This window comes from Mesorhizobium sp. CNPSo 4688, assembly GCF_057784295.1.
Genome location: NZ_JBWLUY010000006.1, coordinates 262,974 through 285,740, shown reverse-complemented (window position 1 = coordinate 285,740; position 22,767 = coordinate 262,974). Strand labels below are relative to the sequence as shown.

Annotated in this window: 18 protein-coding genes; 15 read left to right on the top strand and 3 right to left on the bottom strand. The window is 62.4% G+C overall.

Annotated features, from left to right (window positions below; translation table 11 throughout):
- Window positions 1-7: 7 nt before the first annotated feature.
- Entirely contained in the window at window positions 8-1,486 is a 1,479-nt protein-coding gene (locus AC04SH_RS13510; RefSeq protein ID WP_488575383.1) for an ABC transporter substrate-binding protein, read from the bottom strand.
- A gap of 207 nt (window positions 1,487-1,693) precedes the next feature.
- Between AC04SH_RS13510 and AC04SH_RS13505 the strand changes: the two genes are divergently transcribed.
- From AC04SH_RS13505 to AC04SH_RS13455, 11 genes are all read left to right on the top strand, one after another.
- Window positions 1,694-2,404 carry a GntR family transcriptional regulator gene (locus tag AC04SH_RS13505; protein WP_488575382.1) on the top strand — a complete coding sequence of 237 codons (711 nt, stop codon included), beginning with the start codon at window positions 1,694-1,696 and terminating at the stop codon, window positions 2,402-2,404.
- Between the two features lie 54 nt (window positions 2,405-2,458).
- The gene (locus tag AC04SH_RS13500; RefSeq protein ID WP_352561441.1) at window positions 2,459-3,625 is read left to right on the top strand and encodes a mandelate racemase/muconate lactonizing enzyme family protein; all 1,167 of its coding nucleotides are present in this window, start codon (window positions 2,459-2,461) and stop codon (window positions 3,623-3,625) included.
- A gap of 65 nt (window positions 3,626-3,690) precedes the next feature.
- Entirely contained in the window at window positions 3,691-5,049 is a 1,359-nt protein-coding gene (locus AC04SH_RS13495; RefSeq protein WP_488575381.1) for a mandelate racemase/muconate lactonizing enzyme family protein, read from the top strand.
- Between the two features lie 104 nt (window positions 5,050-5,153).
- Window positions 5,154-5,480 (top strand): NIPSNAP family protein, encoded by a 327-nt coding sequence (locus AC04SH_RS13490; RefSeq protein ID WP_488575380.1) that lies wholly within the window; start codon window positions 5,154-5,156, stop codon window positions 5,478-5,480.
- Window positions 5,481-5,488: 8 nt separating this feature from the next.
- Window positions 5,489-6,685 (top strand): mandelate racemase/muconate lactonizing enzyme family protein, encoded by a 1,197-nt coding sequence (locus AC04SH_RS13485; RefSeq protein WP_477231717.1) that lies wholly within the window; start codon window positions 5,489-5,491, stop codon window positions 6,683-6,685.
- A 398-nt stretch (window positions 6,686-7,083) separates the two neighbouring features.
- Window positions 7,084-9,144: an SPFH domain-containing protein gene (locus AC04SH_RS13480; protein ID WP_477231716.1), complete on the top strand. Its 2,061-nt coding sequence runs from the start codon at window positions 7,084-7,086 to the stop codon at window positions 9,142-9,144.
- Between the two features lie 349 nt (window positions 9,145-9,493).
- Window positions 9,494-10,429, top strand: a complete 936-nt coding sequence (locus tag AC04SH_RS13475; protein WP_477231964.1) for an ABC transporter substrate-binding protein — start codon at window positions 9,494-9,496, stop codon at window positions 10,427-10,429.
- A gap of 97 nt (window positions 10,430-10,526) precedes the next feature.
- Window positions 10,527-11,450: an ABC transporter permease gene (locus AC04SH_RS13470; RefSeq protein WP_477231715.1), complete on the top strand. Its 924-nt coding sequence runs from the start codon at window positions 10,527-10,529 to the stop codon at window positions 11,448-11,450.
- Entirely contained in the window at window positions 11,447-12,292 is an 846-nt protein-coding gene (locus AC04SH_RS13465) for an ABC transporter ATP-binding protein (RefSeq protein WP_477231714.1), read from the top strand. Before AC04SH_RS13470 ends, AC04SH_RS13465 begins: the two co-directional genes overlap by 4 nt.
- A 210-nt stretch (window positions 12,293-12,502) precedes the next feature.
- The gene (locus AC04SH_RS13460) at window positions 12,503-14,032 is read left to right on the top strand and encodes an MDR family MFS transporter (protein WP_488575379.1); all 1,530 of its coding nucleotides are present in this window, start codon (window positions 12,503-12,505) and stop codon (window positions 14,030-14,032) included.
- Window positions 14,033-14,083: 51 nt separating this feature from the next.
- The gene (locus tag AC04SH_RS13455; RefSeq protein ID WP_488575378.1) at window positions 14,084-14,920 is read left to right on the top strand and encodes an amidohydrolase family protein; all 837 of its coding nucleotides are present in this window, start codon (window positions 14,084-14,086) and stop codon (window positions 14,918-14,920) included.
- A 55-nt stretch (window positions 14,921-14,975) separates the two neighbouring features.
- Here the strand turns inward: AC04SH_RS13455 and AC04SH_RS13450 are convergent, their stop codons facing one another.
- Window positions 14,976-15,761: an SDR family oxidoreductase gene (locus tag AC04SH_RS13450; protein ID WP_488575377.1), complete on the bottom strand. Its 786-nt coding sequence runs from the start codon at window positions 15,759-15,761 to the stop codon at window positions 14,976-14,978.
- 83 nt (window positions 15,762-15,844) lie between these two features.
- On the opposite strand from AC04SH_RS13450, the gene uxuA reads away from it, so the two are divergent.
- Window positions 15,845-17,029: a mannonate dehydratase gene (gene uxuA / locus AC04SH_RS13445; protein ID WP_488575376.1), complete on the top strand. Its 1,185-nt coding sequence runs from the start codon at window positions 15,845-15,847 to the stop codon at window positions 17,027-17,029.
- A 12-nt stretch (window positions 17,030-17,041) separates the two neighbouring features.
- Here uxuA and AC04SH_RS13440 read toward each other — a convergent pair whose 3' ends face one another.
- Window positions 17,042-18,217, bottom strand: coding sequence for an alpha-D-ribose 1-methylphosphonate 5-triphosphate diphosphatase (locus AC04SH_RS13440; RefSeq protein ID WP_488575375.1), 1,176 nt, complete (start codon window positions 18,215-18,217; stop codon window positions 17,042-17,044).
- A 315-nt stretch (window positions 18,218-18,532) separates the two neighbouring features.
- Here AC04SH_RS13440 and AC04SH_RS13435 point away from each other — a divergent pair, with 315 nt between their 5' ends.
- Genes AC04SH_RS13435 through AC04SH_RS13425 form a run of 3 tightly spaced genes read left to right on the top strand, consistent with a single transcriptional unit; the run spans window position 18,533 to window position 22,726 of the window.
- A complete protein-coding gene (locus AC04SH_RS13435; protein WP_488575374.1) occupies window positions 18,533-19,822 on the top strand; it encodes a D-arabinono-1,4-lactone oxidase in 1,290 nt (429 codons plus the stop codon).
- Window positions 19,819-20,991, top strand: a complete 1,173-nt coding sequence (locus AC04SH_RS13430) for an alanine racemase (protein WP_488575373.1) — start codon at window positions 19,819-19,821, stop codon at window positions 20,989-20,991. Before AC04SH_RS13435 ends, AC04SH_RS13430 begins: the two co-directional genes overlap by 4 nt.
- A 22-nt stretch (window positions 20,992-21,013) precedes the next feature.
- A complete protein-coding gene (locus tag AC04SH_RS13425) occupies window positions 21,014-22,726 on the top strand; it encodes an aldehyde dehydrogenase family protein (protein ID WP_488575372.1) in 1,713 nt (570 codons plus the stop codon).
- Window positions 22,727-22,767 lie beyond the last annotated feature (41 nt).

Below are 22,767 nucleotides of genomic sequence, written 5' to 3'. Positions count from 1 at the left end.
GTTCGGACTAGAGTCCGCCCATCAGGTCTTTTACCTTCTGGGCCGCGTCGTCCGCTGACTGATCGACGGTCATCGCTCCGGTCAGGGCATTCTGCAGCATGTCCGGGATGATGATGTTCATGATCTCAGGAGACTGCGGCAGCGCTGGGAACGGGATGCCGTAAGGCAGCATCGAGGTCGTGACATCAAGGAACTTGATGTTGTCCAGACGTTCCTTCATCCATTTGGTCTTGAAGCCGTTGAGGTTGCCCGGGTTCGAGCCGGCGTAGGCCATTTTCAGCGACCATTCAGGGCTCGTCCACATGCAGATGATGGCCTTCGCAGCCGGCTCGTCCACCTTGCCGCCCTCGACATATTCGGGCTTGAGGATGTGAATGTTCGAGCCGCCGAAGACGACGGCGCGTTTGCCGTCGGGCCCGGTCGGAATCAGCCCGTAGCGCATGTTGTCGATGACGGTCTGCGCCTTGTCCTTGTCGGTGCCCGTTGCCTTCTTCTGCAGGTCGAGCATGACGTTGTAGTCGGACGGGTGCGAGATCATCATGCCGAGTTGGCCGGCGAGGAACAGCGGCTGGTTATCGGCCTGCTGGTTGGTGAGTGCCGAAACCGGAACCGATTTGTCCCGAACATACATGTCGTAGGATGCCTGCAGCGCCGCCTTGCTTTGCGGGCTGTTGAGTTCGATCTCCTTGTAGGTCGGGTTTGCCGAGGCTTCGTCGAAAACGCCGCCGCCATAGGCCCACAGCTGCGGCATGAAGCGGTACGGCGTATTGCCGGCATTCTTGCGGGCCACGAGGCCGTAACCGGCAATGCCGAGCTTATCGTGGATCTGCTTGGAATACTTGACGACGTCGTCCCAGGTTGCCGGAGCCTTATCCGGGTCGAGGCCCGCGCGCTTGAAGATGTCGGCATTCCAGATGAACGCCATCGTCTCGTTGTTGGTCGGAATGCCGTAGCTCACCCCGTCCCAGGTCACCGCTTTCAATGCGCCGGGCCAGAAGTCCTCGGTCGAATACCCCACGTCCTCGGGCTTCAGCGGCTGCAGATAACCCTTTGAGGCGAACTCGGTACCACCCAGGATTTGCAGGCGAACCGCCATCGGCGCGGCATTGCCCAGCAGCGCCGTGCGGAACTTGTCGAGAAGGTCGTTGTAGGTGAGCGCCTGTTCCTCGAGCTGGATGTTCGGATAGGTCTTGCGGAAGGTCTCGAAGAACTCCTTGTAATACTGGCGCAGGAGATCGGGGTCGCCCTCGAACACGCCCTGATACCAGAAAGTCAGTCGCCCTTTGTAGTCGAGAGGGGTGACCTTGCCGCAGTCGGCGGCCGTGTCGAAATCCTGCGTGCCCGCAATGGAGCGCACATATTCCGGCGACCACTTGCTCAAGTCCACCGGCGCCGCACCCAGCGCCGATGCGGACATCAACGATACCATCAAAGCAGTGGAGACAGTGCCGCGCAGGACGGCACCGCCGAGTGAAATCCTCGTCATAGGGTATCCTCCAGGTTTCTCTCCCACGCCGCTCTGCGTCGAGGCGAGCGGTCCTGCTCGTCGGTGGCGAATGTACCATTCGATGTATCCCTTCGAGCGCTTCATACGTTTTCAGATCGTGGATTGTCTGTCAACGCGCCAAATCGTACATTGTTTATGGAAACCGTGCGTGATATCGATTAAAGCGTGTATTGATTGGGGGCAGCCTTGGCCGAAGCAAGCGATTTCAAAGCAGAGCCACCCGAAGGGATCGACCCTATCGGAGCCTCCAGCGAGGGCGCCTCGCTTTATCAACTGATCAGGGAAGACATCATCGAGGGGCGGCTCGCTGCCAACGAACGGCTTGTGGTCACCGATCTCGCCCGGCGTCACGGTACCTCGACCAACCCCGTGCGCGAGGCTCTGCAGCTGCTGCGGGGCGAGGGCTTCGTCACCTTTGTTGCCAACCGTGGCGCGCGCGTCCGGCCTATAGACCAGGATTTTGTCCGGGATATCTACGAGATCGGAGTCCTGATCGAGCCAGCACTGACGCGATGGTTTGTGAATATGGCTACCGTCGAGGACATTGCCGAACTCGAACGTATCCAAGGCCTGATTGAAGAGAACGATTTTGCCGACACGTTCAGGCACAGCGAGCTGGATACCGCCTTTCACACCGTGATGTACCAAAGGCACTACAACCGCCATGCCGCCGAGCTTTGGTGGAAGCATCGCGAAGTGCTGCGGGCTGTGAGCCGGCGTTTCAATTTCACGCTCGCCCGGCGTGCCGCGATCCTTCGCGAGCACCGCGAACTCATCGCCCATGTAAAAGCGGGAAATGCCGACGAGGCAGCCGAACTCATTGCGCGCCATGTCGAAGGCTCCGGCCGGCATGTCCTCGAACACATGCGCGCGCGCAGCGCCGCTCGGGCAGGATAGAACATCCGGTCCGGAACTCAGCTATCCCGATCCACTTCGCATAAGGCAGATGAGATGAAAATCACGAGCGTTCGGCCGTGGCTGATCAAGTCCGGTGCTTCTTATTGGGGAGAGTTCCTGTTCGTCGAAGTGACGACCGACGAGGGGGTGAGCGGCTGGGGAGAGATCACCACCACCACAAGGCTCGCCAACCGCGCGCTCTGCACGATCCTGCGGCAGATCGGTGCCGCCGTAACAGGCGAGGACCCGGCGCGTATCGAGTATCTGTGGCACAAGATATTCCGCAGCTTCACCTATATGGGCAGCCGCGGCGCCGCTGTCGAATGCGTGAGCGCCATCGACATAGCTCTCTGGGACATCCGCGGCAAAGTCCTTGGCAAGCCGATCTACGAGCTGCTGGGCGGACCGGTACGCGATGAGGTCGCGCTCTATACCCATCCTGATCAACGCAAGTTTACCAGCAAGGAGGCTGTGGTTCGCGAAATTCGAGACATCGTCGAGTCCGGGCACACTGGGCTGAAGTTCGATCCTTTCCCGCATCAGGGCCGCACCGCCGATGGGCAATCGCGCGAGCAGCGGGACGGCTACCTCGATGGCAGCATGACCCGAAAGGACGAACGCGAGGCAGCCGAACTCACGGCTCTGATCCGCGAAACGGCAGGCCCCGACATCGACATCCTCATCGATGCGCATGGTCGCTTCGACGTCCCCACCGCCATTCGCCTGTGTCGCAGCCTCGAGGAAGCCGGCCAGATCGACTGGTTCGAGGAGCCCTGTCCACCCGAGAGCCTCAACGCCCTCAAACAGGTGCGCGAGAAAGTCAGTGCCGCTATCTCGTGGGGCGAGCGCGGTCACACGAAGTGGGATTTCGTGCCGGTGCTCGAGAACAAGCTGGCGGATTACATCATGCCGGACGTGACCTGGACCGGCGGCATTACCGAGCTCAAGAAGATTTCTGCGCTGTGCGAAGCCTACTACATCCCGGTGTCGCCGCATGACGCGGCGGGACCGATCAACGTGGTTGCGGGAGCGCAGGTGATGATGACCGTTCCCAACTTCTACAAGCTCGAGACGTCGGAGTGGAACCTTGGCAAATACGATCACCTCATCGACAGACCCCTCGACGTGTCAAACGGCAACCTCAAGCTGACGTCGAAACCCGGTCTGGGCGTTGAGATGAACCGCGAGTACCTGCAAGCCCACGAGATTGAGCTGGGCTAGCAATGCTCTGCCCCGGCGCAGCGTGCAGGCCGGCCAAGCGCAGCCAACCAGAACGAGGACAGATCATGCCAAAGACGGATAGCGCCGGCGAGGCGCTCAATCGCGTGAACACGAACTCCAAACCGAGCGATTTGCGCATCACCGACCTGCGCGTCGCCGAGATCGTCGGCGCGCCGTTCACCTCGGCGCTTGTCAAGATCTACACCAACCAGGGCATTGTCGGCCTGGGCGAGGTGCGCGACGGCGCCAGCGCGACCTATGCGCTGATGCTCAAGAGCCGGTTGCTGGGCGAGAACCCCTGTGACGTCGACAGGCTGTTCCGGCGCATCAAGCAATTTGGCGGCCATGGGCGGCAAGGTGGGGGTGTCTCGGCAATCGAGATTGCGCTCTGGGACCTCGCCGGCAAGGCCTATGGCGTGCCGATTTATCAGATGCTTGGCGGACGGTTCCGCGACAAGGTGCGTGTCTACTGCGACACCGATGCGGACAAGCCCAGCGGCACCGAGACCGGCAAGCGGCTCAAGGCGCGGATGGATCTCGGCTTCGCCTTCCTCAAAATGGATCTCGGGCTGGCGCAGATCTCGCACATACCGGGCGCGGTGGTGGCGCCGGCCGGCGTGCTCGACGGTTTCCGCAGCCATGCCGCCCGTGGTCCGGCGCGCACGCTGGACGCGCGGCGGGCGCGCAATGCCGCCTATGATGCGCAGAACGTGCCGCATCCCTTCACCGGCCTGCACTTCACCGAGAAGGGCATCGACCTGCTCGATCAGTATATCCATGAGGTCCGCGAGGTGATCGGCTACGAGATTCCGCTCGCCATCGACCATGTCGGCCACATCTCGCTGCAGGACGGCATCCGTCTCGCCCGGCGGATCGAGAAATACGCACCGGCCTGGCTCGAAGACGTGATCCCCTGGCAGTACACCGAGCAGTATCGGCAGTTGCAGCAGGCTACGTCGGTGCCGATCTGCACAGGCGAGGACATCTACCTCAGGCAAGCATTCGAGCCGCTGCTCAACGCGGGCATCTCGGTCATCCACCCAGACCTGCTGACGTCAGGCGGCATTCTCGAGACCAAGAAGATCGGCGACGCGGCGCAGGAGCATGGCGTCGCCATGGCCATTCACATGGCGGAAAGCCCGATCGCCGCGATGGCCGCCGCCCATGTCGCGGTGGCGACGGAAAACTTCATGGCGCTCGAATATCACAGCGTCGAAGTTGACTGGTGGGACGACATCGTCACCGGTCTGCCCAAGCCCCTGGTCAAGGACGGCTTCATCACCGTGCCGGACAAGCCAGGCCTCGGCATAGACGACGTCGTCGACGAGGTTATCAGCCAGCATTTGCAGCCCGATGTCAGGGGGATTTGGCAATCCACCGAGCATTGGGACAATGAATATAGCTGGGACCGGACCTGGAGTTAGCCCAGACTCCCTGCGCTCATTCCCCCAGGCTCACAGGGTCAACGACCGACCACTCGTGTCGACCTCTCCCAAGGGAGAGGCAAAGAAAGAAACGGACGAAAACCATGATCTATGAACTGCGTATCTATGACTGCCTGCCGGGCAGGCTGCCGGCTTTGCTCAAGCGCTTTTCCGAGCAAACGCTGGCCATCTGGGAGGGGCACGGCATCCGCCAGGCCGGGTTCTTCACCACGGTGGTCGGCGAAAACAGCAATCGACTGACCTATCTCGTCGCCTGGGAATCCCTTGCCGAGCGCGAAGTGAAATGGAAGGCCTTCACCACCGATCCGGCATGGCTCAAGGTCCGCGACGAGTCCGAGCGCGATGGCCCGATCGTGGCCAATATTTCCAGCCAGTTTCTCGCGCCAACCGCCTTCTCGTCGGTGAAATAGAGGACATCATGAAAATCACCGATCTCCGGTGCGCCGTTATCGGCAAGCACCCCATCGTGCGCATCGTCACCGACGAAGGTCTCTATGGCCTCGGCGAGGTCGAATACACCAAGCCTTACCTGAAACCCTGGGTCCTGCATTTTCGCGAGGCGCTGATCGGCGAGGACCCGACCGACGTCGAACGCTGCATGCTGAAAATCCGCCAGCGCGGCTCGTTCAAGCCCTATGGCGCCGCCGTCAGCGCCATCGAGCACGCGCTGTGGGACATCGCCGGCAAGGCCGCTGGCGTTCCGGTCTACAAGCTGCTCGGCGGCAAGGTCCGCGACCAGGTGCGGGTCTATAACGGCTCGATCCGCAAGAAGCGCACCGGCGACAAGCCCGAGGACTACGCGGCCGACGTCAAATGGATGATGGAGCGGCCGGAAAACTTCTTCATGGTCAAGCAAGGCATCAGCTTTCACTCCAACATGAAGACATCAGTGCCCGACTTCCATTATGGCGTACGCCAGCCGCCGACCTATCACGGCGCGATGGACCAGGGGCAGATCAGCGAGCGCGGCATGGCGCATATGATCGACTGCGTCATCGCCATGAAGGAGGTGCTCGGCGACAAGGTTTCGCTGGCCCTTGATTGCGGTCCCGGCTGGTTCCTGCCCGACGCTATCCGCTTTGCGCAGGCCGTCGAGAAATACAATCTGATGTGGCTGGAGGACATGCTGACCGGCGATTACGTGCCATGGGTCAATCCGCAGGCCTACCGCGAACTCACGACATCGACGTCCACACCCATCCATACAGGCGAGCAGATCTATCTGCGGCACAACTTCAAGGAACTGATCGAAACCCAGGCGGTCCGCGTCATCGGCCCGGACCCCGCCGACATCGGCGGCATCGCCGAGCTCAAATGGGTGGCCGAACACGCCTATATGCATTCGATCATGATGGCGCCGCACGGCACGGCCAACGGCCTGCTCGGCCTCGGCGCGCTGATCAATGTCTGCGCCACGCTGCCGGCCAACTACATCGCCTTCGAATATCCCAGCGCCTCGGACCCGTGGTGGGAGGACATCGTCATCGGCCTGCCAAAGCAGATCGTGAAGGATTCGATGGTCGACCTGCTCGAAGCACCGGGGCTGGGCCTCGACATCGATGCAGCGGGAGCGAAAAAATATCTCGCGGAAGAGGACGCCGGTTTCTTCGACTAGCGTGTGCGGCCATGGGCGGCCGACGGTTCTAACCCGTCAGGGAGCGCCGTTTCGCGCTCTTGCCAATTATAAAAGCCAACCGCCACCCTATTCGAAATAGCATTGGAAATAATTATTCGGTTTTCGCGCGAAGTATCTTTAAACCCGTTGGCGCTATGCCTACGTCATTTGGTGTAGTGTCTATCAAGGCAACACCGATGTGAGATAACTCACGGCCACGCCGCCCCCACTGGGGACTCGGGACGCGCGGTCATTTTTCCACACAATGAGCAGCCCAAACGTTCGACACGCCCTTGGTGCGTCGGGCGCGCCGGTGCGCAATCTCCCCGCTTCATCAATCAACACCAACTGAGTGGCCCTCGGGTGAACGAACCCGTGCGCCCTATAGGAGAGAAGAGATGGAAGCCCTGCAATATCTCGACCCGATCGAATGGACGGCAATCGAGGTAGCCGTAACAGTCGTCGTGCTGGCAATCCTGTTCTGGTGGAGCGGCGTGGTCCGCTACATTCCAAACGACAGGCTCGGCATTCTGGAAAAGCTATGGAGTTTTCGCGGTTCCATCAGCAATGGCTTCATCGCGCTCAACCGTGAGGCGGGCTACCAGCCGGAAGTCGTGCGCGGTGGCCTGCATTTCTTCATGCCGTTCCAATATTTGATGCATCGCGCCAATCTTGTCACCATCCCGCAGGGTCAGATCGGCTATGTCTTTGCCCGTGATGGCAAACCGCTGCCTCCGACGCAAACACTTGCTAGCAACACCGACGCCGATGATTTCCAGGATGTGCGCGGCTTTCTCGAAAAAGGCGGACAGAAAGGACCGCAACGCAAGATCTTGCGTGAAGGCACCTATGCCATCAATCTCGCACAATTCATCGTGCTGACCGCCCAGTCGATCTATGCCGTCAATCTGAGTTCGTCGGAACAAAGCCTTTTTTCCAACATGTCCAGCATGATCTCGGAGCGGGGCGGTTTTGAGCCGGTCGTCATCCACAATGCCGATGACATGATCGGCGTCGTCACCATCCATGACGGTCCGGCCCTGCCGGACGGCGAGATCATCGCGCCGACCGTCGCCAACGATCCGAACGACCCGAACTTCCACAACAATTTTCAGGACCCGGAGAAGTTTCTCAATGCCGGTGGCTACCGTGGCCGGCAGTTGCAGGTGCTGGCCGACGGCAGCTACTTCCTCAATCGCATTTTCGCGACCGTCGAACTGGTCGAGAAGACGATCATCGACGTTGGCACGGTGGGTGTCGTCGTCTCCTATAACGGCCGCCACGGCACGGATATATCCGGGCAGGCATACCGTCACGGCGAGCTGGTCGAAATCGGTGCACGCGGTGTCTGGTCAACGCCGCTGCTGCCAGGCAAGTATGCGTTCAATACCTATGCCGGCAAAATCATCACCGTGCCGACCACCAACTTCGTGCTCAAATGGACGAAGGAGCAGTTTGGCGAACACAGGCTGGACGAGAACCTGTCTGAAGTATCGTTGATCACCAAGGATGCGTTCGAGCCTGTGCTGCCGCTCTCCGTCGTCGTGCATATCGACTATATGAAGGCGCCGCTCGTGGTGCAGCGTTTCGGTGACATCAAGCGGCTGGTCGAACAAACGCTCGACCCGATGGTTTCTGCCTACTTCAAGAATATCGCCCAGACAAAGACGCTGATCCAGCTTTTGCAGGAGCGCAGCGATATCCAGCGCAAATCGGGCGAGGAGATGCGCGAAAAATTCAATACCTACAGCCTCGAGCTGCAGGAAGTGCTGATTGGTACGCCCCGTGCTGCCAATGGCCAGAACAGCATAGAGCAGATCCTGATCCAGCTGCGCGAGCGCCAGATCGCAGTCGAAAAGGTCGAGACCTATAAATTGCAGGAGAAGGCGGCCATTCAGGAACGCACCTTGCGTGAGAAGGAGGCGCTCGCCGAACAGCAAGCCAAGATCACGACGTCGGCACTTACCATCGAGATCAGTGAGAACGAGGGCAAGGCGCAACTCGCCCGCACCCGCCAGGAGGCGGAAACCATTCAGGTGACTGCCAAGGCAGAGGCCGAGAAGGTGCGCCTCGGCGGCCAGGGCGAGGCCGACATGATCAAGGCTGTCGCGCTTGCCGATGCCGAGCGCATCAAGGCGACCGGTTTTGCGGAAGCCGAGAAGGTGCGCGCTCTCGGTCTGGCGGAGGCCGAGGCCACCGAGAAGAAGGTCGCGGCCTTCGGTGGCCCGGACTATCAGCTCAACTCGCAGGTTCTCATGCGCTTCGCCGAGGCGATCGAGAATGGCAGGCTGCCGCTCGTGCCGCAGATCCAGATCGGCGCCACCGGTGGCGAGAGGGGGGCCGCCAATGGCCTTGTCGAGATGATGCTTTCGATGCTCGTTGCCGACCGGGTTGGACAGCGGAACCTGCCGGATACGACCCCGGCACCCGTTGAGGAGGAATCCGTTGAGCAGGATTGATTGAAAATGGGCCGGTTTGTACCGGCCCATTTTTTTGCGCCCTGCCGAAAGATACCGCGATGTGGTTTCCAAGGGATGCTCGAGGGCAAGGCGCCTGCCCAAATGGGTGGCATAAAGCATCAAACTAGCAAGCAAGCCGGTCTGCCTGCTATCAGACGGGCGGCGGCGCCGTTCGATCCTGGCGGCGCTGCTGTCGGGCATCGACAGCAGGATTTCGAAAGGCTTCCGGTCGCTTTGCGGCCGGGAAAGCGATAGATTCGCGATTGGCAACTGAACGTCAGGCGACGTCCAGCAGAAGCAGTGGGAGGAAGAATTGAAGGGTTTCATCTCAAGTCTCGCCGCAGGCGTCATGGCGCTGGCGATTTTGGGCTGCGCGAGTGCGTTGGCGGCCGACAAGGTCACCGTTGCGGTTACCGCGATCGTCGAGCATCCGTCGCTGGACGCTGCGCGCGCCGGCGTCAAGAAGGCCCTAGAGGATGCCGGCTACAAGGAAGGCGACAATCTGACCTTCGAGTTCGAGTCGGCGCAGGGACAGCCGGCGACCGCCGCGCAGATCGCGCAGAAATTCGCCGGCGAGAAGCCGAACGTCATCGTCGCCATCGCTACGCCGTCGGCGCAGGCTGTGGTGTCGGCGACGCAGGACATCCCCGTGGTCTTCACCGCGGTGACCGATCCGGTCTCGGCGCAGATCGTCACCGACCGCGATCATCCCGGCGGCAACGTCACCGGCATTTCCGACTTCTCGCCGCTTGAGCAGCAGCTCGACCTGATCCGGGAATTCCTGCCGTCCGCCGCCAAGATCGGCGTGCCCTTCAATCCGGCGGAATCGAACAGCATCGCGTTGCTTGCGGCGCTGAAGGAACTGGGCAAGGCCAAGGGTTTTGAGATCGTCGAGGCGCCGGCGTCCAAGTCGGCCGATGTCGCCGGTGCGGCGCAGAACCTGGTCGGCAAGGTCGATGTCATCTATCTTCCGACCGACAACACGATCATCTCGGCGCTGGAGACGATCCTGGCCGTCGGCGCCGAGAACAAACTGCCGGTGTTCTCGGCCGAGAACGACACCGTCAAGCGCGGGGCGATCGCGTCCGTCGGCTTCGACTACTACCAGGTCGGCCTCGAGACTGGCGCGATCGTGGTGCGTGTGCTGAAGGGCGAGAAGCCGGGCGACATTGCGGTGCGCAACGCCACCGGCACCGACCTGATGGTCAACGCCAAGGCAGCCGAGGCCATGGGCGTGACGATCCCGAAAAGCGTGCGCGACCGCGCCAAGCAGGTCATCGAATAGGACAACCGCGCGGGCGCGAAAGCGCCCTGCAGCACAGAAGGATCAGGCGTGGCGCGCAAGCGCCTCGCCTGATCTGTTAGGACCAACGGAGCGGTTCATGAACCTGATTTCCCTGATCGGCGCTGTCGAGATCGGGCTTGTCTTCGCGCTCGTGGCACTCGGCGTCTACATTTCGTTTCGCGTCCTCGACTTTCCCGACCTGACGGTCGACGGCTCGTTTCCGCTGGGTGCTGCCGTCGCCGCGGCGATGATCTCGGGCGGCATCAATCCCATCACCGGCACGCTTGCGGCGATCGTCGCCGGCTGCCTTGCGGGCATCGTCACCGCCTGGCTGAACATCCGCTTCGGCATCTTGCACTTGCTCGCCGGCATTCTCACCATGACCGCGCTGTTTTCGGTCAATCTGCGCATCATGGGTAGGCCCAACATTCCGCTGATGAACCAGCCGACGGTCATCGACCTGTTTGCGTGGTTGCGGCCGCTGGTCGAGGCTTCCGGACTGCCAGGACGGCCGACGCTCAAGGTGCTGGCGCTGCTGATCATCGTCAGTGTTGTCGGCGCGTTGCTTGCCCGCTTCCTGACCTCGGAATTCGGCCTGGCGATGCGCGCCACCGGCGCCAATCCGCGCATGGCGCAGGCGCAAGGCATTCCAACCGAGATGCACACCTATATCGGCGTCGCAATGGCCAATGGGCTGGTGGCGCTGGCGGGCGCGCTGTTTGCGCAGACCGCCGGCTTTGCCGATGTCACCGTCGGCACCGGCACGGCGATCGCCGGCCTTGCCGCCGTGATCCTGGGCGAAACGATATTCCGGACGAAGTCGATCGTGATTGCGATCTTCTCCTGCGTCTTCGGCGCCATCGCCTATCGCATCGCCATTGCGCTGGCGCTGAACACCGGCTGGCTCGGCCTGCAGTCCTCCGACCTCAATCTGGTCACCGCGGTTCTGGTGGCGATGGCGCTGATCCTGCCCAAGGTCGCCAATCCGATGCGCAGTCTCCTGGAAAGGAGCGCGACATGATCAGCCTCAGCGACGTTCACGTCACCTTCGGCCGCGGCACGCCGCTCGAGCATCGCGCGCTGCGTGGCCTCGACCTCACCATCCCCGAAGGCGAGTTCGTCACCGTCATCGGCTCGAACGGCGCCGGCAAGTCGACGCTGCTCAATGTACTCAGCGGCACGGCAAGGCCGGAGCGAGGCTCGATCATCGTCGATGGCACGGACGTCACCCGCTGGTCGGCACCGAAGCGGGCGAAGCTGATCGCACGCGTGTTCCAGGATCCGATGGCCGGCACATGCGAGCGGCTGTCGATCGAAGAAAACATGGCGCTCGCCTTTTCGCGCGGCAGCGTGCGGAGCTTCGGCCGCGCGCTCGATGCCTCCCGCCGCGCGCTGTTTCGCGAAAAACTGTCGATGCTGGGTCTCGGCCTGGAGAATCGGCTCGGCGATTCCATGGGCCTGTTGTCAGGCGGCCAGCGCCAGGCGGTCAGTTTGCTGATGTCGACGCTGACGGGCATGAAGATATTGCTGCTGGACGAACACACCGCCGCACTCGACCCGCGTACGGCGGCCTTCGTTCTGGAACTCACACGCAGGATTGTCGAGGAGCAGAGACTGACGGCGCTGATGGTGACGCATTCGATGCGCGATGCGCTCGACCACGGCACCCGCACCGTCATGCTGCATGAGGGTACCATCGTCTTCGATATTGCCGGTGACCAGCGCAAAAGCCTCGACGTTCCCGATATGCTGAACCTGTTCCGGCAGGCGAGAGGGGACGAACTCTCCGACGACAATCTGCTGCTCGGAATGGGAGCGAAGCAGGCAGCAGCGATAAGGGTGGGCAAGACGGCGTCGAGCTGATCTCAACGTCTCTGTGAACAATACCTCCGGTCAGGCTTCCGCACGTCGACATCCTCTGGCAGGAGCCGGGGCAGGAGGAGGAGAGGGCGCTTCCGGCGCTGGGGCTCTTCCTGTTAACCGGACGGACTGCGTCCAGGCATGGCGTCATCGCCTATTTGACACCTCTCGGCCGCGGGCACATAAATCGCGCCCCAAGTTACGGAGACCCCGATGACTGTCGACCAGACGCTGCCAGATGTGGTGCCCGTGGAGGCCGAAGCCAGGCCCAATCTGACGACACTGGTCGTCTATTTCGGTGCGTTGATCGCCATGTTCATGGCCACCATCGACATGCAGATCATCGTCACCGCCTTGCCCACCATTGCCGGTGAACTCGGCAATCTGCATCTGTTCGGCTGGGTGGGTGCCGCCTATCTGCTGTCGACCGCCGCGGTCTCGCCTTTCTACGGCAAGCTCGGCGATATGTATGGCCGCAAGAATGTCGTGTTGACGGCGATCGGCCTGTTTCTCGTAGGGTCGCTGGTCTGCGGCATGGCATGGTCGATGGAGAGCCTGATCGCCGCGCGCGTCCTGCAAGGCATCGGCGGTGGCGGCCTGATGGTCTCGGCCTTCGCCATGATCGGCGAATTGTTCGGACCGCGCGACCGCGCCAAATACCAGGGCTACAGTTCGGCGGTGTTCGCGCTGTCGTCGGTGCTGGGTCCGCTGGCCGGCGGCTACATCACCAGCCTGTTCGGCTGGCGCTGGGTGTTCCTGGTCAACCTGCCCATCGGCATCATCGTGATGGCGGTGCTGGCCTTCGCCATGCGCAGCCGGTTCAACGAGAGAAAGCACCACATCGACTATCTCGGCGGCGCGCTGCTCGCCATCGGCACGACGGCCATCGTCTATTGGGGCTATCATGTGTTCGACCCCACCGGGCCGGACCTCATCACCTTCGCGCTGCCGGTCGTCGCGCTGGTCGCGATCGTCCTGTTCATCATGGTCGAGCGCCGGGCGGAAGAACCGATCGTGCCGTTGCGGCTGTTCGGCAATTCGACGGTCAGCATCGTTTCGGGCGTGTCGCTGGTCGCCGGAACGGTGACGCTGGGCATGTTCTTCTATTTCGCGCTCTACATGCAGACGCTGACGGGTCTAAGCCCGGCCGAAGTCGGCTTCCTGTTCCTGCCGGCGTCGCTGACGTCGATGGTCATCTCGATCGTCGCCGGTCGCGTGATTGCCGCAACCGGACGCTACAAATGGATGCCGGTGGTCGCGATGGCTATTGGCGGGTTCCTGATGCTGGGCTTCGTCGTCACCAACCAGCATACGCCGATCTGGGTGCTGGCGACAATGATGGCTGTGTTCGGCATCAGCATGGGTCTGCAATTCCAGGTGCTGATCGTGGCGATCCAGGCGGCGGCACCCCTGCAGGACATCGGCGCGGTGACGTCGCTGATCACCCAGGCACGGACGCTCGGAGCATCGCTTGGACTGGCGCTGAACGGCGCGGTGATGATCTGGGCGCTGAACCGGCAGACTGCCGAACTCCCCGCCGATGCTGCCGCCCTTCTGCCGCAGGGCCTGAACGGGTTGACCCCCCAACTCGCGTCGAACCTGCCGGGCGCGATCCGCGAAGTGGTGCTCGACCATTATTCCAGCGGGTTCAACATGATGTTCATCTGGGTGGCGGCGCTCTACTTCGTCGCCATGGGGCTGACGTTGCTGCTCGAGGACAAAGAGATCCCGAAGCGGCATTGAACCAGGCCTGGAATATCTGGCGACGATACGAAATCGACTCGCGAGGAAAGCATGATCATCGACACCCATCTGCACCTGATCGATCTGTCGGCGCTGCGCTATCCCTGGCTTGCCGGCGCACCGGCGCTCAATCGCGATTTCCCGCATGAGGAGTATGCGACCCAGGCCCGCCGCGCCGGCATCGAGGCGGCATTGCATATGGAGGTCGATGTCGATCAAGCCGACATCGAGGCCGAGACCAGCCATGTCAAGGCGCTGTCGCGGCAGGCGGGCAGTCTTTTGCGCGGCGCGATTGCCGCTTGTCGTCCAGAGGAGGGCGGCTTTGCCGCCTATCTCGAACGCCAACAGGCCGATCCCTTCATCAAGGGGTTCCGCCGCGTGCTGCATGTCATGCCGGACGAGCTTTCGGACAGTGCGCTGTTTCGCGACAACATCAAACGGCTTTCCGGCAGCGGGCTGACCTTCGATCTTGTGGTACTGCCGCATCAGATTCCACGCGCGATTGCGCTCGCCGATCTCGCGCCGGCCGTCCAGTTCGTTCTCGACCATTGCGGCGTGCCCGATATCAAAGGCCGCGCCGAGCACCCATGGCGCGAGCACATGGCCGAGATCGCGCGGCGCCCCAATGTCATTGGCAAGATTTCGGGCGTCGTGGCCTATGCGGACCCCAGCTCGTGGAGTGTCGAGAACTTGCGTCCCTACGTCGAACACACGATCGGGTCTTTCGGCTGGGATCGCGTCGTCTGGGGCAGCGACTGGCCGGTGTGCACGCTTGGCGGAGGGCTCGCGACCTGGGTGGCGGCGACGCACGCGCTGATCGCGGGCGCCAGCCTCGAGGAGAGGATGAAATTGCTGTCGGGCAATGCCAGGCGGATGTGGAAGCTATAGGGCGATCGGACAAGGTTCGCGATTGCCGGCAAGCGTGCAGAACGCCATCACAGCCTTACTTCACGCCAATGCCTGCCGTCAGGCCGCCATCAATCCTGTAGTCGGCGCCGGTGCAGAAACCGGCTTTTGACGAGCACAGGAAGGCGATGAGCTCGGCCACTTCCTCCGGTTCGCCGATGCGGCCGAGCGGATGCGCCGCGCCGAAGCGCTTGTAGGCCTCTTCGACATCGGCATCGCTGCCGCTCTCGCCACGCGCGGCCTTTTCCAGGATCGGCGTGCGGATCGAACCGGGGCTCACCGAATTGACGCGGATGCCAGCCGCCGCATAGTCGAGCGCCAGCGAGCGCGTCAGCGTGTGAATGGCGCCCTTGGTGGTGGCGTATGCGGCGACGTTCTGCTGGCAGGCGAAGCCCTGCACGGAGGCGACGTTGACGATGGCGCCGCCGCCGCGCTTGATCATTTCCGGAATGCCGAAATGCGCCGTCAGATAGATCGAGCCGACATTGACGGTCATTGCCCGGTTCCAGGTTTCCCAATCGGTCGTCGTCGCGGTCCCGTACGGATGCACCGCGGCCGAATTGACGATGACGTCGAGGCCGCCGAATTTCGCGACGCCGGCTGCTACCGCGTCGCGCACCTGGTCAGAGATGGAGACGTCGGTGTCGATGATCAGCACTGCTGCTCCAGCGCTTTCCATCTGGGCTTTCATCGCTGCATTGGCGACGCGGTCGATGCCGCAGGCGATGATTGCGGCGCCGCCGGCCGCAAGGCGCCTGGCGGTCGCCAGGCCAATGCCGGTCGTCCCGGTCACCAGGGCCACCTTGCCCTCGAAATCCGTCATTTTCGAAAACTCCTTCCTTTTCTATCGACTCCCGTCGCGGTCCAACAATAAGTTGCCAACCTCTCGCAGAAGGAAAGCCGAAAATGGAACAATGCTGGCGCTGGTATGGACCTGACGATCCGGTGACACTCGATCATGTCAAGCAGGCTGGCGCCACCGGCGTGGTCTCGGCGCTTCACCATATCTACGACGGCAGGGCGTGGCCTGAAGCCGACGTGCTGGAGCGCAAGCACATCATCGAGGAAGCCGGACTGACCTGGTCGGTCGTCGAGAGCATCCCGGTCCACAATTCCTTCAAAATCGGCGCGCCGGAACGCGAGCGCTATGCCGGCTACTATCGCGATAGCATCCGCGCGCTGGCCAAGGCCGGCATCGCCACGATCTGCTACAATTTCATGCCTGTGGTCGACTGGACCCGCACCGATCTCGCCTACCGGCTGCCGACGACGGGCTATGCCCTGCGTTTCGATGCGATCGATTTCGCCGCCTATGATCTGTTCGTGCTGAAGCGCAAAAACGGCGCCGACAGCTACACGCCGGCGCGCATTGCGCAGGCGGAGAAGCGGCTCAAGGAATTGCCGCCCGAGAAGATCGACCAGATCGAGCGCAACCTCATCGCCGGCCTGCCGGCGACAGAGCGCAAGTATGACCGCGATAGTTTTCGAGAGGCGTTGGCGGACTATGAGGGGATCGGGCCGAAGGAGCTGCGCGACAACCTCGCCTGGTTCCTGCGCGAGATCATTCCGGTGGCGGAAGAGCAGGGGGTGCGCATGTGCATCCATCCTGACGACCCGCCCTTCTCGCTCTACGGCCTGCCGCGCGTTGTTTCGACCGCCGAGGATGCGCGCTTCATCTTGAGTGCTGTCGACAGCCAGGCCAATGGACTGACGTTCTGCACCGGCTCCTACGGCACGCGCGCCGACAACGACATTGTCGCTATGGTCAAGGAATTTGCCGACCGCATCCATTTCGCCCATCTGCGCAACATCACCATCGAGAAGGACGGTTCGTTCTACGAGGCCGAGCATCTCGAGGGCGGCACCGACATGGCGCATGTCATCCTGGCGCTGATGCAGGAAGAGGCGCGCCGCCACAGGGAAGGCCGCGCCGACTGGCAAATCCCGATGCGGCCGGACCATGGCCATCTGCTTGCCGACGATATCGGCAAGACAAGGATCAATCCCGGCTACTCGCTGATCGGCCGGCTGAAGGGCCTCGCAGAACTGCGCGGCATCATGCGCGCCGTGGAGACGTTCGGGCTGGCGTGACAGGGCTGGACTTTATGCCTCGTCATCCCGGCTCCGACCCAGCGTTCCGTCGCTATAGATCATGCGGCCGGCGCGGAATGTCGCCCGCACCCGCGCCACCGGCTGGCGATCGGCTACCACCAGATCGGCCAGCAGTCCCGTCTCGATGGCGCCACGATCGGTAAGCCCGAGCGCCGTGGCCGGATTGGCACTCGTCAGCGCTGCCGCCGCCACAAGACTGCCTTCGCGCAGTTCCGCCAGGCCGAGCACGGCGGGCAGGATCGAGGCCGGATGATAGTCGCTGGCCAGCATGTCGAGCAGCCCGGCCTCATAAGCCTGGCGTGCCGAAAGATTGCCGGAATAGGACTGGCCGCGCAGCGCATTGGGCGCTCCCATCACTGTGTGTATTGCCAGCCTCCTGGCTTCCTGCGCCGCTTCCAGGGTCACCGGGAATTCGCTCAGCGTGGCGCCAAGACCGTGAACCAGTTCCACCTTCTCCAGCGTGTCATCGTCGTGCGATGCAAGCGCGACGCCGTTGGCCTGTGCACGCGCCGACAGGTCTTGCAGTGCGTTGAGCACATCGCCCTGGCCTTCGCGGCCGGCGATGCGATGGCCGACGACCTCGGACGCCTGGGCAACCGACATGCCGCGCTCCTTGGCGATGCGGGCGATGTAAAGCTCGACATCGCGATACTGGCCCTGTCCGGGCGTGTGATCCATCAGCGAGATCAGATGCAGCCTGCCGGCGTCCATCAGCTTCTGCAGCATGGCAATGGCCGGGGTGAAGGTGACTTCGAAGCGCGCATGGATGCGGTGATCGACCAGCAGGTGGTCCTTCATGCCGGCAATGGTGTCGATGATCGCCGATGTATGCTCTTCCGAGCGCGCCACGCCGCTGGTGATGCTGGCGCCGATGAAGGAGAGCGCGGCATAGGCGGTGGTGATGCCGCAGGAGGCGAGCTTCTTGTCGAGTTCGGCAATGCCGATCTTCATCGGCACATGCACGCCGAGCCGCGGCTCGACTTCCTTTTCCACCATGTCGCCATGCATGTCGATGAAGCCGGGCAGGAGCAGGCGGCCACCGCCTGAGATGTCGGCATTTTCGACCGGCTCGTTCCGGATCTCAGCAATCCGGCCGTTTTCGATGCGGATGGCGCCGCTCGGGATGATCCGGTCGCGCAGGACAATTTCGAATTCACTTAGCCACATGCGATTTCTCTTCGGGGGACAGGAGCGGTTCAGGACGGGTTCCCAGTCGGCAAGACCGAGGGACAGCCGTCCCATAACAGCTGCTTACCCCCGAAAAATGACAGTCGATGATATGCTTGGTGATTGACGCGAAAAGTCGTGAGGCATGAAGCCGACGGCTGCTTTTCTTTCCAAGCCGGCTTCAGACCGCTTGCCGCTCGATTGCCAGCTTGACAGAAAGCTGACAATGTATCATATTCAAAAAGCTGACTATGTATCATATTATTCCATGCAGCGATCAAGGCCGGTCAAACCGGCCGTCCCAGGGAGGCGATTGTGGGAGAGGCTACCAGCCAGTGGAGCAATTGGTCGGGCTATGTCACGGCCACGCCGCAGGCTTTTGCCGAACCGCAAACTCTCGATGCGTTGAGCGTCGCCATTCGCAATTCGCCGGGACCGGTTCGTTTCGTCGGCACCGGGCACTCCTTCACGCCACTGGTCAAGAATGACGGAACCATCCTGTCGCTCGACCGCTTCGAAGGCCTGAAGGCGCATAATCCCGAAAGACTGACGGCGAGGGTCGGCGCCGGTACCAAGATCGGCACGATGGCCAAGCTGCTGCACGGCGTCGGCCAGGCGCTGCCGAATATGGGCGACATCGACAAGCAGGCGTTCGGCGGGGCGCTTGGCACAGCGACGCATGGTTCGGGCATCACGCTCGGCGCGTATCATACCCAGCTCGAGGCGATGCAGATCGTCGACGGGCGTGGCGCGGTGAAGGAGTTCGACCGTGCCCAAAACGCCGACATGATCGATGCCATGGGGGCCTCGCTCGGTGCCTTCGGCGCCGTCACCGAAGTGACGATCCGCAACATGGCGAGCTATCGCATGCGGCACCGCCGCTGGACAGCGCCGATCGCCGACGTGCTTGCGCAATTCGAAAGCACCATGACGGCGCATCGCTCCGCCGAGTTCTACTACGTGCCGTTTTCCGGCCAGGCGCTGCTGATCGCCAGCGACATCACCGAAGCGCCGGCGACGGTGCGCCCGCCGACGGAAGACGACGATGCCGTCACCACGCTGAGGAAACTGCGCGACTATCTCAGCTGGTTCCCGTGGCTGCGCCGCCGTCTCATCGGCTCGGCCTTCGCCAAGGTGCCGGCCGAGGACTATGTCGAGGACTGGCTGAAGGTCTTCACCTCCGAGCGCAACGTCAAGTTCAACGAGATGGAGTACCACCTTCCGTTCGAGGAAGGGGCGGCGGCGCTCGGCGAAATCATCGCGATGCTCGAGACGCGGTTTCCGGAGGTCTACTTTCCGATCGAAGTTCGCGTCGTCGCGCCTGATAACATCTGGCTGAGCCCGTTCTACAGGCGCCCGACCTGTTCGATCGCCATTCATCACGGCGTCGAGCGTGATCCGATGGCGTACTTCAACGCCGCCGAGCCGATCTTCCGCAAGCGCGGCGGCCGCCCGCACTGGGGCAAGATGCACAGCCTCACCGCCAAAGAGCTGAGCACGCTCTATCCGCGCTGGAACGATGCCATGGCAGTGCGCCGGGAGATGGACCCGGACAACCGTTTCGTGACGCCCTACATGGCCAGGCTGCTCGGCGTTGCGGCATGAGCCTGACCGACACCTATTTCGCCGAACTGTCGGGTGCGCTCAAGGCGGCCGGGATCTTTCAGCCTTGCCTGGTGCTCGATCTCGACCGACTCGGTTACAACATCGCTGCGATCAAGGCGAAGTTCGCCACGGGTCTCGACCTGCGCATCGTCGACAAGTCGCTGCCTTGCCTGCCGCTCATCGCGCACATCCGTGCGGCATTCGCGACCGACAGGCTGATGACGTTTCATCTGCCGATCAGCGCCGAAATGCTGAAAGCCTTTCCCGATGTCGATCTCCTTCTTGGGAAGCCGATGCCGGTCGCCGGCGCCAGGCACGCGCTGACCAAGGGTGTTCTCGCCGGTCTTGGCGAAGCGACGTCGCGCATCGTCTGGCTGGTCGACACCGAGGAACGGCTGGCCGCCTATGGCGCGCTTGCCGCTGAGCTCGACCGCGAGCTGCGCATCTGCTTCGAGGTGGATGTCGGGCTGCATCGCGGCGGTATCGGCAATCCCGACACGTTGGCGCGGGCGGTGGCCACATTGGCGAACTATCCGCGGCTGAAATGCGAAGGCGTCATGGCCTATGAGGCGCATATCGGCCACATCCCCAAAGGGCTGGGCGGACCGGCCAAGGCGCGCGCCAAGGCGGTCAGCCTGTTTCGTCAGTATGTCGGCTGCCTTGCGCCCGACCAGCGCAAGATCCTCAACCTTGGCGGCAGCAGCACCGCATTGCTCTACGACAGCTGGGTCGGCGCCAATGAATTGTCCATCGGATCGGCTTTCATGCTGCCGACCGATTTCGATGTCCCCAGCCTCAGCCAATTGCAGCCTGCCGCTTTCATCGCGGCGCCAATCCTGAAGGTGGTCGATGTCCAGGTTCCGGGCCTCGATCAGCGCTCCTGGCTGCTGCAGAAGCTCGGGCTGTTGCCGCGGCGCGGCTGTTTTCTCTATGGCGGCAAATGGATGGCAAAGCCCGTCCATCCCGTGGGGATGAAGACCGACAAGACGTTCGGCTTCTCCACCAATCAGCAATTCATGGCGCTGCCTGACGATGCCAATGTCGGACCCGACGACTACGCCTTCCTGCGTCCGACGCAGAGCGAATTCGTGCTACAGCAATTCGGTTCGATCCAGGTTTATTCCGGCGGTAAGATTGCCGCGCAATGGGCCGCGCTGCCGTTTTCGTAAAATCGAAATGGAGGAGGACACGATGGTCGCAAAGGCAGTCAAAACCTACCCCGTGCAGCCTGAATGGGCAGCCGAACTCGATCTGGCGCTCACCGATCTCGACAGCAAGAAGGATGACTGGGCGCAGACCTCGAATGGCGAGCGGATCGCACTGCTGCATCAGGTCAAGGACCATATCCGCGAAGTCGCCGAGGCCTGGGTCAAGACGGCAACCCGCAAGAAGGGCATCCCGACCGGCTCGCCGCTGGAAGGCGAGGAATGGCTGGCCGGCCCGGCGGCGCTGATGGATGGCTGCAACCAGTTCATCCACACGCTGAGCCTGATGGAGGGCAAGGCGTTCCTCGACAGGCTGCCGGTCCGCACTCTGCCCAGTGGACAGTTGGCAGTGACGGTGGTTCCGAACTCGGTCTGGGACAAGGTGCTGTTCACCGGGCTGAAGGCCGAGATCTGGATGCAGCCGGGTGTGACCAAAGCCAACCTGGCCGAGAACACCGCATCGGCCTATGACGCGCCGCCGACGAGCCGCAAGGGCAAGATCGGGCTGGTGCTCGGTGCCGGCAATGTCGCCTCGATCGCACCGCTCGACTGCCTGCACAAGCTCCTGGTCGAACACCAGGTCGTCCTGCTCAAGATGAACCCGGTCAACGACTATCTCATCGATTTCCTGCGGCCGGCGCTGCGGCCGCTGATCGAGTTCGGCGCGCTGCGCATCGTGCGCGGCGGTGCCGATGTCGGTGCCTATCTGTGCAACCACGATCTGGTCGACGACATCCACATCACCGGTGCCGCCGCCTCGCATGATGCGATCGTCTGGGGACCGGGCGAGGAGGGCCGCAAGAACAAGGCGGCGGGCACGCCAAGGAACAGAAGGCGCATCACCTCGGAACTCGGCGGGGTGGCGCCGACCATCGTGGTGCCCGGCCCATGGTCGGATGCCGACATCGCCTATCACGCCGAATTGATCGCAACCCAGAAGCTCAACAATTCCGGCTTCAACTGCATCGCCTGCCAGATGCTGGTGCTGCCGGAGAGCTGGAACAAATCCGATGCGCTGCTGGCAGCACTCGAAAAGGTGATGCAGAAGGCGCCGTCGCGGCCGGCCTATTATCCAGGTGCCACCGAGCGCCTCGCCGCGTTCGAGGCGCATGCCGATAGCGTGCAGAAATTCGGGCGGCCCGGCGGGCCAGCCTGCGTGGTGGTGCCGTTCCGGCCGGGCACCGACGCCTACCTCGAAAACGCCGAAGTGTTCGCGCCGGCGCTCAGCGTCTTGCGGCTGCCGGCAGGCAACGCCAAATCCTATCTGCGCGGCGCGATCGCCTACGCCAATGAAAAGCTGCACGGCACGCTGGCCGCCAACATTCTCATCCATCCCAAGACGATTGCCGAGATCGGCCGGCCGCGCTTCGAGGAAATCGTTGCCGAATTGCGCTACGGCGGCATCGGCATCAATTCCTGGAGCGGCGTTCTGTTTGCGCTGCTGCGGCCGACCTGGGGCGCTTTCCCCGGTCACACGCTCGACGACGTGCAGAGCGGCATCGGCGTCGTCCACAACACCTACCTGTTCGACAAGCCCGAGCGCAGCGTGCTCGAAGCGCCGTTCCGCATCATGCCGAAACCGGCGTGGTTTCTGACACATAAAAGGGCGCACATCGTCGGCCGGCTGATCACCGAGTTTCACTACCGGCCGAGCATCCTGAAACTGCCGCGTATCATCTGGAACGCGCTGCTGGGATAGTGCCGAGTGGCAAGCAACGATCCCAAGGCAGCATCGCAAAG

Bases quoted from the DNA above. Each gene is read 5' to 3' on its own strand.
- AC04SH_RS13510 (WP_488575383.1), bottom strand. From the start codon at position 1,486: ATGACGAGGATTTCACTCGGCGGTGCCGTCCTGCGCGGCACTGTCTCC.
- AC04SH_RS13500 (WP_352561441.1), top strand. From the start codon at position 2,459: ATGAAAATCACGAGCGTTCGGCCGTGGCTGATCAAGTCCGGTGCTTCT.
- AC04SH_RS13495 (WP_488575381.1), top strand. From the start codon at position 3,691: ATGCCAAAGACGGATAGCGCCGGCGAGGCGCTCAATCGCGTGAACACG.
- AC04SH_RS13490 (WP_488575380.1), top strand. From the start codon at position 5,154: ATGATCTATGAACTGCGTATCTATGACTGCCTGCCGGGCAGGCTGCCG.
- AC04SH_RS13485 (WP_477231717.1), top strand. From the start codon at position 5,489: ATGAAAATCACCGATCTCCGGTGCGCCGTTATCGGCAAGCACCCCATC.
- AC04SH_RS13480 (WP_477231716.1), top strand. From the start codon at position 7,084: ATGGAAGCCCTGCAATATCTCGACCCGATCGAATGGACGGCAATCGAG.
- AC04SH_RS13475 (WP_477231964.1), top strand. From the start codon at position 9,494: ATGGCGCTGGCGATTTTGGGCTGCGCGAGTGCGTTGGCGGCCGACAAG.
- AC04SH_RS13470 (WP_477231715.1), top strand. From the start codon at position 10,527: ATGAACCTGATTTCCCTGATCGGCGCTGTCGAGATCGGGCTTGTCTTC.
- AC04SH_RS13465 (WP_477231714.1), top strand. From the start codon at position 11,447: ATGATCAGCCTCAGCGACGTTCACGTCACCTTCGGCCGCGGCACGCCG.
- AC04SH_RS13460 (WP_488575379.1), top strand. From the start codon at position 12,503: ATGACTGTCGACCAGACGCTGCCAGATGTGGTGCCCGTGGAGGCCGAA.
- AC04SH_RS13455 (WP_488575378.1), top strand. From the start codon at position 14,084: ATGATCATCGACACCCATCTGCACCTGATCGATCTGTCGGCGCTGCGC.
- AC04SH_RS13450 (WP_488575377.1), bottom strand. From the start codon at position 15,761: ATGACGGATTTCGAGGGCAAGGTGGCCCTGGTGACCGGGACGACCGGC.
- uxuA (WP_488575376.1), top strand. From the start codon at position 15,845: ATGGAACAATGCTGGCGCTGGTATGGACCTGACGATCCGGTGACACTC.
- AC04SH_RS13440 (WP_488575375.1), bottom strand. From the start codon at position 18,217: ATGTGGCTAAGTGAATTCGAAATTGTCCTGCGCGACCGGATCATCCCG.
- AC04SH_RS13430 (WP_488575373.1), top strand. From the start codon at position 19,819: ATGAGCCTGACCGACACCTATTTCGCCGAACTGTCGGGTGCGCTCAAG.
- AC04SH_RS13425 (WP_488575372.1), top strand. From the start codon at position 21,014: ATGGTCGCAAAGGCAGTCAAAACCTACCCCGTGCAGCCTGAATGGGCA.